9 protein-coding genes and 1 tRNA gene are annotated in these 13,951 nt (G+C 36.1%); 7 read left to right on the forward strand and 3 right to left on the reverse strand.

Annotated features, from left to right (window positions below; all coding sequences use genetic code 11):
* Positions 1 to 42 precede the first annotated feature (42 nt).
* Together JOE44_RS23470 and JOE44_RS23475 are read right to left on the reverse strand one after the other, a co-directional pair.
* Positions 43 to 3,096, reverse strand: coding sequence for an amino acid adenylation domain-containing protein (locus JOE44_RS23470; protein ID WP_209788268.1), 3,054 nt, complete (start codon positions 3,094 to 3,096; stop codon positions 43 to 45).
* Positions 3,097 to 3,323: 227 nt separating this feature from the next.
* Positions 3,324 to 3,396: transfer RNA gene (locus JOE44_RS23475), tRNA-Phe, on the reverse strand.
* A gap of 505 nt (positions 3,397 to 3,901) precedes the next feature.
* On the opposite strand from JOE44_RS23475, the gene tssD reads away from it, so the two are divergent.
* The 3 genes from tssD to JOE44_RS23490 all read left to right on the forward strand — a co-directional run bounded on the left by tssD (position 3,902) and on the right by JOE44_RS23490 (position 7,594).
* Positions 3,902 to 4,306: a type VI secretion system tube protein TssD gene (gene tssD / locus JOE44_RS23480; RefSeq protein ID WP_105681061.1), complete on the forward strand. Its 405-nt coding sequence runs from the start codon at positions 3,902 to 3,904 to the stop codon at positions 4,304 to 4,306.
* A gap of 128 nt (positions 4,307 to 4,434) precedes the next feature.
* Positions 4,435 to 6,315, forward strand: a complete 1,881-nt coding sequence (locus tag JOE44_RS23485) for a phage baseplate assembly protein V (protein WP_209788271.1) — start codon at positions 4,435 to 4,437, stop codon at positions 6,313 to 6,315.
* A 1-nt stretch (position 6,316) separates the two neighbouring features.
* Complete coding sequence (locus JOE44_RS23490) at positions 6,317 to 7,594, forward strand: hypothetical protein (protein ID WP_209788274.1); 1,278 nt, start codon at positions 6,317 to 6,319, stop codon at positions 7,592 to 7,594.
* Positions 7,595 to 7,667: 73 nt separating this feature from the next.
* Here JOE44_RS23490 and JOE44_RS23495 read toward each other — a convergent pair whose 3' ends face one another.
* Positions 7,668 to 7,871: a hypothetical protein gene (locus JOE44_RS23495; protein ID WP_209788276.1), complete on the reverse strand. Its 204-nt coding sequence runs from the start codon at positions 7,869 to 7,871 to the stop codon at positions 7,668 to 7,670.
* Positions 7,872 to 7,998: 127 nt separating this feature from the next.
* Here JOE44_RS23495 and JOE44_RS23500 point away from each other — a divergent pair, with 127 nt between their 5' ends.
* The 4 genes from JOE44_RS23500 to JOE44_RS23515 all read left to right on the forward strand — a co-directional run bounded on the left by JOE44_RS23500 (position 7,999) and on the right by JOE44_RS23515 (position 13,949).
* Entirely contained in the window at positions 7,999 to 8,319 is a 321-nt protein-coding gene (locus tag JOE44_RS23500) for a hypothetical protein (protein ID WP_209788278.1), read from the forward strand.
* A 329-nt stretch (positions 8,320 to 8,648) separates the two neighbouring features.
* Complete coding sequence (locus JOE44_RS23505) at positions 8,649 to 8,891, forward strand: hypothetical protein (RefSeq protein WP_209788281.1); 243 nt, start codon at positions 8,649 to 8,651, stop codon at positions 8,889 to 8,891.
* Between the two features lie 18 nt (positions 8,892 to 8,909).
* The gene (locus JOE44_RS23510; RefSeq protein WP_209788284.1) at positions 8,910 to 9,704 is read left to right on the forward strand and encodes a hypothetical protein; all 795 of its coding nucleotides are present in this window, start codon (positions 8,910 to 8,912) and stop codon (positions 9,702 to 9,704) included.
* Between the two features lie 18 nt (positions 9,705 to 9,722).
* A complete protein-coding gene (locus JOE44_RS23515) occupies positions 9,723 to 13,949 on the forward strand; it encodes a hypothetical protein (RefSeq protein WP_209788287.1) in 4,227 nt (1,408 codons plus the stop codon).
* Positions 13,950 to 13,951: the final 2 nt, after the last annotated feature.

Consider the following 13,951-nt stretch of genomic DNA (forward strand, 5'->3'; position numbering starts at 1 on the left):
TAAAAATAGAGGCCTTTTTATGGTAATATAATTTTTATAACATCAAATCATCTTCATATATCTGAGATAGGCTTCTATAACCGGTTTATTAAATATAGCCGGTTTTATATTTGTATCTTTTAAGAAACGTTCTGTATTATTACTTTTAAAATAATAGGTATTTTCATAGGCTTCAACAAGAGATTTTCCTTCATGAATATCATCGGAGAATATATAAAGTAGTGCATACACAGGAGTATCGTGATTCCGTTTCCATTGTTCAAACCAGATTCCAAAATCCATACTTTTCATTTCTAATCCACAATAATCAGTGATACGTACACAGAAATCTGTAAGAGAAAGGTCGTGTTCCGGTAAAGGGTTTAAATTGAAATTTAAGCCTACTGCATCGGGATTCTGACTAATATGGGCAATGGATTTGCATAAATAATCTACAGTAATCACCTCATCTTTCAGTCCCATGACCAGCGGAAAGGCTTTTAGCTCAATACAGGAACGCATCAGCGAACTCCACCACTGATTCAATGGAGTGGCTCCGGTTTCTCCATGACAGACTACAAAACCTAAACGGAAATTTATTAATGGAAGGCCTTTGTCACGGGCTTTTGCGGCCATGCTTTCCATAACCCATTTGCTTCGGATGTATCCCATATCACGGCACACTGCAGGTAAATTTTGTTCAATAGGATCATCTTCGTTCATCCATGTTTTTCCGGTAAAGCTTCTTCCCCAGCTGTAGACGCCCATTGAAGATGAAATAATCAGAAATTTGGTTTTTTCGTGTACTGCCAGATGTAATATATGAGCCATACCGTCAACGTTAGGTTTTTTGATGTGTTCATAAGGTTTTACATAGCTTACATCACTTCCCATATGATAAATAACCTCTATATTTTTCAGAAGTTCTTCATATAATTTTTCGTCAATTCCTAATTTCGGTTGGGTGAGATCACCTAAAACAATTCTTATTCTGTCTTCATACTCACTTTTCCACACCAGTTTGAATTTTAAAAAAGTACTCTTGATACGTTCTAATCCCAGCGTTTCATTCTCGGCTCTTATAAGACAGTAGATCGTAGCATTGGGATTTCGGGGAATGATTTCCTCCAGCAGATGTGAGCCGACAAATCCCGTAACTCCTGTAAGGAAAATAGTAGAAGGATTGGACAGAAGTTTTGGATCCGGTTGTTCGGTAATTTCAAAATCAAATGGAAGTTCTGCATCTTTTATAAGCTGTTCCTGCACAAGAAGAGCCTTTTGTTGCTGACTCATTTGAGTCTGCGCCAGACGGGTTTCTGCTTCTTTTACGAAAAGAGATATGGTTGAAAACTGATACAGTTCGGGAAGGGATATTCTTTTCTGAATATTTAGAGGTAAACGGGCATGCATTTGTCCCAGCATTAAAGAATGTCCGCCCAATTCAAAGAAGTTATCATTTTCATTTATTTCATCCAGATTCAGTAAGTCCATCCAGATTTCAGTGATTTCCTGTTTGAGATCTGATGTATCCACTTTCTCTTTTGCCTTTTTGATAGTTTGCTGTAAAGGAATATGAAGTTTGCTCTTATCAATCTTTCCGGTAATTGTCAAAGGAAGTTTGTCCTGCAAAATGATTTTTTCAGGAAGCATATAGGTGGGAAGGCTTTGTTTCAATCGTGTTCTGATATCTTCCAGCGTGATATGCTTTTTATCCGTTTCATAAAGTTCGAGGAATGCAACAAGAACGGGCTGTCCCTGTTCCGGACGATGTACTTTTACAGCTACATTGGCTACCTGGGCAAGTTGTCCTATATGATGTTCAATTTCTTTTAATTCAATTCTGTATCCTCTTAATTTCACCTGTTCATCCAGTCGTCCTACAAATTCAATATTGCCGTCTTTTCTCCAGAATCCACGGTCACCGGATTTGTATAATCTGTAATTGATCCCGTGGTGAGACTGCATCCATTCAGGAGCATCAATAAATACTTCTGATGTTTCTGCCGGCTTATTGATGTATCCTTTCGCTACCTGTTTGCCTCCTATATAAATTTCGCCGGTAATTCCTTCACTCACATTTTCCAGCTCCTGATTGAGAATGTGAATATGAGTGCCTTCTAAAGGTCTTCCGATAATATGAGGATTGGTATCAATCTGGAAATGATGTGTAACAACACCTACTGTAGTTTCGGTAGGTCCGTATACATTAATGAGACGAACTCTGTGATACCAGTTTTTTATGGTTTGCTCAGAAGGTACTTCGCCTGCAATTGACAATGTATGAAGATTCCCGATAGGAATATCTGTAGGTAATGTACTCAACACAGCTGGTGGAAGAAATGGAACAATTTCTATCTTATGTTCTACGATAAAGTCCAGCAAAGGTTTTCCTATGATCTTGTTATCCGGATACAGCACAACAGTTGCCCCTGTGAATAAAGGCACCCATATATCAATAATAGAAACGTCAAATCCGGCTGAGCTGAATTGAAGTGTTCTGTCCTTTGCCGAATATCCCCAGAGACTTGTAAAAGACACTATAAAAGCATGAAAAGCTTCATGATGAATTTCTACTCCCTTAGGAACTCCTGTACTTCCGGAAGTATAAATAATATAAGCTGTCTGCATCATATCAATGTCGTCAGGATTGATCTCTGGGTGTTTAACAGAATCGTAGCACCTATGGCTCATATTCATCAGCGGGGTTTCTGTACCAATGAATTTATTACTATAAGAATCCTCAGTAATGATAAGTTCAGTTTCCGAGTCTTCTATAATCATTTTAATCCTGTTCTCCGGTAACTGTCCATCAATAGGAATATAAGCAGATCCTATCTTGAGTACGGCTAGAAAAGCGATGATACGTTCTGCAGATTGAGACATACAAACTGCAATAGCAGATCCTTTTTTTAAGGGTAAAGTAAGAAGATGAGCTGCCAGTTGATCTGATTTATAATCCAGTTCTTCATAAGAAAGGGTTGTGGTCTCAGAAATAATGGCCGTTTTTTGAGGTAAACACCTGCTTACTTCTTTAAAAATAGAAAGAACATTCTTAAACTGACTTTGTTGAATGTTAAATTCATTATTAACATCTTCTTGAATGGTTTGGTGTTCCATGATTTTGATTGGTGTTGGTTATTATATTTGTTAATAATTGTTTATGTTTAAATATAATGCAATTTTGTTAATAATTCCTTTTTGTGTGATTAAATTTGATTGGTATTCTGGAATTGATTAAAATGCCATCAGTTTTTGACGGATAGAAAGAAATCATGAAAGGGAGCGTAGGATCGGCTCGTAGTATAAAACAAAAAAACCTCTAAAATAAATTAGAGGTTTTAAAGTGGTTTCTCCAGGAATCGAACCAGGGACACATGGATTTTCAATCCATTGCTCTACCAACTGAGCTAAGAAACCATTTATGTTTTCGTTTATTACTTCGTTGTTTTAAAGTGATGCAAAAGTATAACATTTTATAATACCGCGCAAGTATTTTGTCTTGTTTTTTTGAATAAATATTCTGGTATCGCCCGTTATTCTATTCAATGTGCTGTTCATCAGTATTTTGATAGGTCTTATTTTTTTCTGTTTTTTTATTGTTTTAAAAAGTATCTTAATAAATAGTCGCATGATTCCGAAAATTTGTGGTCTGCTTAAAACTTTTTTTCTATCAGGGAGCAATCAGAAGATTGTTTTTATTTGAACAATATTAAACAGCCAATAAAATAATCAAGTTTTCAGGTGGAAAAATGGCAAACACTTGATTTATAGTGATTAATTAGCCTAACGGTTGTTAGTCGTACTATTACGACACTTTTTAAAATTTAATCATAAATTCTATTTGCTTTTTGTAAATACATCTATATTTGGTGATATAGAAAGCAAACAATCACAACATATTAACCATTAAAATTTACAAATCATGGCAGAAAGAAATTCAAGAGGAATTTTAAAATTCAACAACGGTGAAGGGCAAAAGTTATTAAAGCTTAACTACAGCGTATCAAGATCTACAGACGTATCAGGACGTGTAGCATCAGACCCTTCCAACGCTCTTATCAAAATCACGGTGGAAGCTACTGAAAAATCAGACATTCTGGAAAGTTTACTGAACGGAAAATATAAGCCTACCGTAGGTGAGATTACTTTCAATAAATCTCACGAAGAAGGAACATTAACAACCCTGAAGTGGAACAACGGTTATGTTATTCAGCATGAAGTAGATTTCGATGCTGTAGATGACAACAGTATGTATATCAGTTTTGTGATCAGTGCAGAACAGATAGATCTGGGGAATTCTTCTTACTTCGGAGCATGGCCTTCTTAAGCTTATTCAGAATTTAAATATCAGGCAGGATAGTACACCCGGTTTATGGGATGCTGTTCTGCCTTTTTTAACCTTATAGAACTCCTGTTTATTTAAAATGAAGTTCAGAAAAAACACACCTAATCACTATGAATAAAAATGCCTCGAATTCCGATAAGATTTCAGAGAATCATATTCCCGGAATCAACCGTGTGGTGAAACTGGATATTGTGATTGAAGGCAAGATTATCAAACACTTCAAGCATTTTCGCCTGCAGCAAAGTGCAAGACGTCATCACAATTTTGAACTTATTCTCGCCCATGATTCTCTTGGGGAAGCTCAAAACCACACCCTGGAACAAGCCCGCCAGTTTTTGGGAAAAAGGATTACCATTGTTTTCAAATATAAAGATTATGAAAGCGAGAGCCCGGAAAGAACCTTTGTAGGGGTAATCACCAAAGCTGCATTCAGCCAGGAAAAAATGAGCCTGGGGAATATAGTATTGCGAGGTCAAAGTCCTACTATTCTTATGGATGCCGCTCCTCATACTCAAAGTTTTGGAGGAGATCAGGCTGTCAATACAGGAATTATTGCCAATAAAATACTTAAAGAAGCACTGGGATCAGAGAAATTTGATTTCAGAGTAGATACACAGAACAAAAGCTATATCAATTATAGTTCACAATATAACGAAACCCACTATAACTATCTTGCACGAACTGCAGAAGCATATGGAGAACAGTTTTACTACGATGGAGAAGTTCTTCATTTTGGAAAACTTCCCCCTTCTGAAAAACCTATCCGGCTTGTCTATGGAAGCAATGCAACAGATGTTCAGGTAGAACTGAATGCTGTACACACCAATCCTGAGTTTTTTGGATATAACAGCAGCAGCCATACAAAAATGGAAGGTTCTGAAAATAATATCAGACATCTGGGAGAAATTCCTTCGAAAGCTTATGAACTTAACAACAATATCTTTAAAACCCGTTCACTTTCTCCGGCTCCTATCAATGCCAATATGTTTGTGGATGTAAGTGACTCTCAGAAAAGTGCTGCCGGAAGTGCTGCTGTAGAAGTATTTACTGTTTCGGGAAATACTACGGTTCCCTTTCTGTATCCGGGCTGCCTTGCCGATATTGAAATGCGGAAGCCGGATACCAGCCAGACTTCTTACTTTACAAAAATCACGGTTACTGAAGTGACTCATGAAGTCAATGCCAGAGGATATTATAACGGCAGTTTTGAAGCCATTGCTGAAGGAACAGGATTTATGCCAAAACCTGAATTCATACAGCCTAAAGCCGAGCCGCAGGTTGCCACAGTCATTTCCAATACCGATCCTCTTAATCAGGGGAGAATACAGGTGAGATTCGACTGGCAGAAAAACCCTGATACTACCCATTTTATCAGAATGATGAGCCCTGATGCTGGAGGAACAGACATGATCACTCAAAACAGAGGTTTTGTTGCGGTACCTGAAGTAGGCGATCAGGTAATGGTAGGTTTTGAATATCATCATCCGGATTTTCCGTTTGCTATGGGAGGAATGTTCCATGGACAGGTGGCATTGGGAGGAAGTATCAATAACCACCTTAAGTCTATTCAAACGAGAAGTGGTAATAAAGTCATTTTTAACGATCAGGAAGGAAGTATTTTCATTGAAGATCCAAGTGGAAATACTTATTTAATGGATGGAAAAGGGAATATCATTGTGAATGCTCCCAAAAATATAACCTTCACAGCCGGAGAAAATGTGCAGATCAATGCCGGTAAAAATATCATTGCCTCTGCCCAGAGAAATGTAAATATTATGGCAGGAGAAGATATCACGGAAACTGCTAATGATGATTACAATCTTACAGCAAGTAATATTATCGAAACTGCAGAAGTAGGAAGAAGCTCAAGGGCGAAAAATATTACAGAAAATATGGAAGCTGGCTCTTACATCAGTACAAAAGATGCGATTAATGTAGAAAGCGCCAAAGAAGTGCTTATCAATAGTGGTAAACAGGTAAAAATGCAGTAATATGGCAGGCGAAGGCGGAAATATCGTAAGAAATGTCTTTGGAAAATCCTACAAGGAAGCAGAACATATTATGAAAGATGCTTCCAAGGGAACTTTGGATTTTAAATCTCCTCAGGAAAACACCTTTTATGGGAAAAAAGGAGGAAAGAAATTTGATGAGTATCAGGCGAAAGAGCAAACAAAACAACTACAGGTAAAAGCGGTAAAATGCTATGAAGACTTTGCATGTACAAAAGAGGTTAAAATTATAGAAAATGGGAAAAGCTATTTTTTTAAGGCGATTCAATACAACAGAACGCCAACAAAATTAGAATTGAAGAGTCTTAAATGGGCAATACAGTATGATGATACGAATTTAGCTAATGCCCCCCAGGTAACAGGTGAAGAAAAGATTTCTTATGCTGTGCCAAAAGATAGAAATATTGCTAAACTAAGAGTATATGCCTTTTTTAAAGATTCTGAGAAAGTGAATACAGAAGTATTTTTACAACATTTAAGATTGGTAATTACGGATAAAACCATTGGATATTCAATTCTTCGGATATTTAATATAGCCAATAGAGGTATAGGAAACATTAATCCGGCTTGTATAGTAAGTGTTTATAATGCAGAGCTGTTTTTGATGAATGCTAATGAACAAAAAAAAATATTTTCATTTGCGGTTACCAGAGATGGATGGCAAAAAATAGGTGAGGTTGATAAGGATACATACTATTTTCTCAATAGAGCATTTGAACCGAAAGATGCAAATGATAATATATATAATGCCATGGACTATGTTTATCCTAATCAGATAAAAGGTTGGATTCAATTCCCGGCATTTAAACTTTCAAGAAATAAAAGTGTAAGTCTGCCGGCGGAACCATTGGAAAGAAATACCGAATTGGACGGTAAAACTCCGATTCATGATGATCGGGATGATATAAATATTGCGAAAGATGTAATGATTCATATCGGAGGTCATTATTTGAGGGGTGGAACAGTATATATGGCTCAACCTGGAGGTGTTAAAGTTGGAATAGATTGGTTAGGAGGGTCTTTAGGGTGTTTTGGCTTTGTAGAAAGTGTAGATGTTAAATCTACTATTGCATTAGCGAAGAAGTCACACGAAGATGATGATTATGATGATTCTATGTCTGATAAAGAATGGTATCAAGCTGTAAATACAATTAATAATTATAGAAAGCAGTATAATGCCGAATTATTTATACAGGTTATTAAAAGACCGAACGCAAAAAAAAGTACAACATTTAAAAAAGAAGATATACTTTGGGAGTAAATTTTAAAAATAAACAATTTAGATTATTAATGTTTGAATTTAATGATCGGAAGTTGACAAATAGGGTAACTGCTCAAATAATAAATATTTGTTCAATCTTATGTTTTCTTTTTTTGATTTTTGGGGTTATAGGGGTTTGTCTATCTGCTTTGTTTTTAGGATGTTTTACATCAAATACAGATAACAATTCAGATTGCTTAAGCAATGAAGAAATTGCGCTGCTTTTTGGGAAAGTTATTTTGATTTTTTTAATAATTAATACATTGATAAGTTTCATTGTTTTTACAATGAGTAGATCAGAAAAGAATAAGGAGACTTTGGATAAATAGAAAAATAAGGGAAGTAATAAATAATGGTATGTAATACAATTCAGATTATAACAAAAAATATTATACTGAAAATTAATGAAGAAATATTTAATAATAGGAATTATTGCAATACTGGGTCTTATCATTTATAGATATGGTTTTCTCATTGTATTTTGGCTTACAACACCTAAAGAAGGAACTTTAAGCTCATCTGAAAAAAACCTTTTAGAGAAAATCAAAACAGAAAATCATGCGAAAGAGGTATGGAGGGAACCTAAATATAATATTGATCAACCTAAGGATACAACAGTTTATAAAATCATTGTCAATAAAATACCCTGTACATCTGATACATTAATGTTAAAAAATAATGCTTCCTCAATAAAAAAGAGGTTGGATGATATTAGTTTACATTAGAATTATTATAAATACCAGATATTTTATGAATGCACTGATGGTAAAGAATATGTTTACTCTTTTATAAGAAAGTAATCTTTTTTTGCTTTTTAGGGTGGTAGGGGGTTGTATATCTTATTTGCTTTTGGGATGTTTTACATCAAATACAGATATTCAGATTGCTTAAACAATGAAGAAATTGCGCGGCTTTTTGGGAAAGTTATTTTGATTTTTTTAATAATTAATACATTGATAAGTTTCTTTGTTTTTACAATGAGTAGGTCATAAAAGAACCAATAAAGCTTTTTAGAAGGTGATATAATTAACAAAACATTTTATTCCAAAAAAATATGAAGAAAAGAATAATAACAGCAGGAGGATTTATAGGAATATTATTCTCGGCATGGGATTCAATGGTAGACAATGCTGATTCAGCATCATTGAGTGACCATTTAAAGATTGGATTTATTTTCCATTCGGCCTTTAGTTTGAAAACATTGATATATCTGTCGATTGGTGCGGCCTCCGGATGGATAATAAGTGTAATGATTAATAAAATCAGTGAGTTGCGCCGGGAGTGGAACGACTTTTAAATAATACAACCAATCAGTATGGTAGAAACAAGAGTAAAACCATTTCAAAAATATACATCAGGAATCCATGATTATCAGGTGGAAAATGCTCTTGAAATACAGTTCGGGGAAGAAAAAGGATTTTATTCATCCTTTAAAATTACTGTTCAGGAAAAGATAAATGAAGACCACACCAAAAACTGGCTGATAGAAAAAGTGGAAGATTCCTCTTTTCCCTCCGAAAATAAATTTATGGAAATCCTGCATATCCTGGAACAGAGCTCTTATCCGCTGGAAATAAAAGTGGATGAAAAAGGAAGCTTTCTGGGAGCAGTAGACCATCAGAAAAATATAGAAAGCTGGAAACTCAAAACAGCTGGGCTTCAGGAAAAGTATCAGAATGTAGATGTTTTCAGAAACCAATATTTGTCAGCTCTTGAAGATGAAGCGGGCTTTTATAAAAATAAACAGAAAGAACCCTTCTGGAATCTTCTTTTGTTTGCTCCTTATTATGTAGATAACGGAGGAAAAAGTGAGGAATCTGTTGTATGGAATATCAAAGGAATCGGAGATATAGAATGTCACGGAATTATCAGTGCCGAACAGAGAGAGTACGGATTTGAATCTTCTTTTATTTCCGAAATTAAAGTTCCTGCTATCATAAAAGAAGAATTGGAAAAAAAATACCTGTATCAGCCGGGACAGTATCAGGTAAAATTAAATATAGAAATGGAATACAACTCCCGTAAAAAACAGTATTCCAAAAAGAAAGCTGACTTTATATTGTCAGACGGAGAAAAAACAGTATACCGGGAAACGATCACAATGACTTAAACTTTATGAACAAATGACATGGCGGATAAAGGATACATCATTATAGAAGGAGCTACTGCGTACTGCAGCAGTTCTGTAACCAATAACTCCAATGGGACCGCCGTTCCGATGGAAGTGAAAAGCCAGAAAAAAAAGCTGGGCAAAAATAAGTATTTTGCACAGAACAAGCCTGTTGCCACCTATCTTGATGACAAAGCCGACAGCTTCGGAGGAGGCAACGGGTTTGGAAACTGTAAAGGCTCAGACGGGAAAACCTATCCATGTAAAGGTAAATGCAACATAAAATATAAAGACTATTACGAAAACGTAGAATTCAACAAGAGTATGAAAATACTGTTGGATGCTTCTACAGGAAATTGTCCGGGATATGGTGTTCCCGGAACTATTGCTTTTGCTACTACAGGACAGGCTAATAATGTTTCCCAAATAGAGGTAAAGGAAGCTGATGAATTTTCTGTAGCCAATACTTCCCCACAATGGCCTTCATCATCCACGTCTGAAGCAAGTATAGCAGTGACATCAATTTCGATGATAAGACCTGTACCAGCGGATAAGCCTACCGGAAATTACTACTATATCAAAGGAATGAATGGTCCTTTGTTTCCTATCACAAACCCTTTCGGCGGTGATAATCTGGATTTAAAAGCTCAGTTCAAAGGAGATGAGAAAAAGATTATCTGGGCTCTTTTCAAAGGAGAAGGAACCAAAGATAAAGTAAAAACATTTATCGGGTTAGGGAGCAATTTCAGCCAATCCATGAGTAAAATATTTGATGGACTTGCAGAAGGAAAATACAGACTGGAAGCCTATGGCAAAAAAGCAGGTGATGCCAAATGCTCTATCAATGTAGAAGTGATACAGGATTTTGTTAAGAAAATTGTCAGTCCCGGATCCTCAACGCTGATTAATATTCCTTTACCTTTATCTATTGAACGTAAACTTAACAGTACTACCGATCAGGCAAAAATACTTAATAAGGGATTCTTTATGCCTGTAAATACGGTTCAATGGACTGTGAAGCAGGGAACAGCAGTGCTGTATAACAGTTCTTCCGGAGCCTCCTCTTCACACCTTGTTTCCGTTACAGGAGCTGGTGATCGGGTTATTCTTACCTTTAAAAATGCAGGTAAATATACCATAGAGGCATTTACAGATCCCACAGATCCAAAACCCCAGTCTGTAGAAGTGAAAATCGAGAATAGTCTGGGTGTAATGGGAGTCAAAGGAGAACCTGGTTTGGTGAGATTCAGTGATACGATTAAAGTACAGGCTTCCAGGTTCAATGTTAATTATATGCCTTCCGGCACATCTGTATATTGGTATCTTAAAAAAGAAGGAGTGGGAAGAGTCGCTCTATTTGAAAGTTCGCCTTCCTTCAGAACAGGTACAATCAATAAAAGAGTGGCAGAATTACTGTATAACGACGCAAAACTGGCCAGTAATCAGTATTTCGGGAAATATATACTTGAAGCCTATGCTAATCCTATAGGAGCAGGAAAACAGCCCGGATTCTCAGGTTCAGACTGTTTTAATTTTGAGGTGATTCAAAATGTAATAGATAAATTTACTTTTCCGGCAGCCAATATTCCAAAAGGAACAAAAATAAAATATACAGCAACAGCAAGAATTGCTACGTTGTCCGGAAATGAGGCCATAAAAATAGAAGTCCCTGATAAAGTAACTAATAACGGAGACGGAACCATTACATTTAATGATCTTGGAGAATACACGATTTCCGCTTATTTAACAGGAGATTATACCGATGGGAAGAAAATAGAAGCAAAAGTAAAAGTTTCAGAACCTACGGTAAAAAGAGCACTTTGGGCGTATGGAACAGGAGTAAAACGTACTGAAACAGGATTTGGAGAAGAAACCTATGGATTTCTTGAACTGGATGGACTTCAGAACCAAACCTTAAAAGTAAAAGTTTGGGTAAAAGGAGAAGGCGATGATTTCTATAAAGAGAAAGATAAATATATGCTGGAGGAAAAAACGGTTACCCTTAATAATGAAGGCAAAGCGTCTTTCCTTATCACAACGAATGATGATTACAAGAAAAAATTGCTGGCAGCTATCCCCAAAACAACAGAAAATCCCAATCCTTCTTACCGTTTGGTATTTACGGTAGAGCTTCAGGCGAGTTCATCTGCGGATATTGTGCTTCCGGGTAATATTACCATTCTGGGAACACGCCCTGTAGTGGTAGATGCTGCAACAACTTATCTGGAAGTTCTGGATTCAAATGAAGAACTTGTCATTACTTCTGAACAGAAAATTATTTCCATCATGTTCTCTACTGAAGATGGTAAAGATATTCAGCGGATGCAGACTTTCTATGGTAAAACCCACAAACTTTGGGTGCACACCGTCAATATGACCGAAGAAACTCTGAAGATTGACGTTCTGAAGGAAATCCCTAAAGAAGGTTTAAACGAAACAGATCACATCACTTATACCCACGAAAGCAAACAAAGCTACAACGAAGAAAAAACAGGAAAAGACGGCTTACTGGAAGTTTCCTTCACAGCAAAAGAAGAATGGAAAAATCCACCGAAAAATTTTGATTACTATATAGCACAGGTTTCCCGTCAGGTGCAGGATCCCGCAGATTCCAAAAAGAAAGTCTGGAAAATAGAAAAAAGCCAGTTTACCATCAACAATACACTTCCTGCTGATCTGGTTCGAACGGAGGATATGGAAAAACTTGGAATCAAAGCCTACAAAAAAGATGGAACTCCCTTTACGAAAGAAGAAATGCTGGAACTTAGAAAACAGTTTATTTTTTATGAAAGTGGCTGCCTTAAAGTATCTCAGAAAGAAACTCCTGAAGCTATTGAGAATGATGTGATGCCGGTGGTGGTGGAAATGGCGGAAGTGAAGAAAGAGGGAGGTGAGTGCCCTCGTTGTAAGGCAAAGATTACCTTAGATGAATTGAAACAGGTTTTTTTCAATGGAAATAAAACTTTAATAGAAAAGTGTTTGCCTTTTATTAATACTTATTTTGAAAAATTTAATATAAATACTTGTAGACGTAAGGCCCATTTCTTCTCTCAAGTAAGAACAGAGACAGATTTAGTAAATTTAACAGAAGATTTACGTTATAGCTATAATACGTTATTTAATAGTGATTTAGCATATTATAAAGGTAATGCTGAACGGTGTAAACAAGATGCTTTAAATGACAAATCAATAGGAATTAACGCATACGGAAGTAGATTAGGAAATAGAGCAGGAACAGATGATGGTTTTGATTTAAGAGGAAGGGGTTTTATAATGGTAACAGGAAGAGATAATTATAAGGGATTTCAACGGTTTTATAACACCCATAGAGCAAGTCTCGGATTATCTGAAATAAAATTTGTAACATTAGACAATGATTTTACAGGTGAACATCCTGAAAAATTAGCAGAGGAACAATATGCTGTTTTATCTGGAATTAGTTTCTGGATTACGAAGGGGCTTAATGAAATTGTAAGTAATGGAACTGACGAATTAAAAACTATTAATGATCTTGTAGATGTTATTAATAGTAAAACAAGTTCGCGAGATAAAAGAAGGGCTTCTTACCAAGGAGGTAAGTATATTTATAAAAAGAAGGAAGGAAACTACGATACGGGAACAAAAGCTATCTTTAAAGTAGATCAATGTGGTAAGACAAAAGATACAGGAATGGCTCTTGCAGGGAAGGCTCCATGGATGCCTTTTGCTTTTCCGGAAGTTGGCCAAAAAGCAATTGCTGGTTCGGAAAACAATCCTAGAATTAGCGAATACTTTAATGAGTCTTCTAATGGAAAAGGTCTTAACGAAGGAACCAACTGGTGTGGAGCTTTTGTAAGCTGGGTTTTTGCGCAGGCAGGATATTCACCACCACCTTTATCTTGTAGGGCAGCTATGTGGCAGTTCTGGAAACAATTAGACAAGAATAAACCTATTTATGGTGCTGCAGCTGTAATTGATTGGGGTGATAATGGATTGGCGAGTGCCGATGGAAAAAATGTAGGAGGAGATGGGCATATAACTTTTGTAATAGGAAAGACAGAGGATGGAAAGCATTATTATTGTTTAGGTGGAAATCAGGGAGGAGTAAAAGGAGCTAGAACTGTAAAAATATCAAAATATTCAGCTGATGATATTGATTGGTTTGTGATTCCTCCAGCTTATACTCCAACAGAAGATGAATATAATTTGAAAGTAATGACTAGCGAAGCAGATGTTGATTCTCAGTCAAACACAAGAAGTAATTAAAT

It is taken from the genome of Chryseobacterium sp. PvR013, from assembly GCF_017833095.1.
Taxonomy (GTDB): domain Bacteria; phylum Bacteroidota; class Bacteroidia; order Flavobacteriales; family Weeksellaceae; genus Chryseobacterium; species Chryseobacterium culicis_A.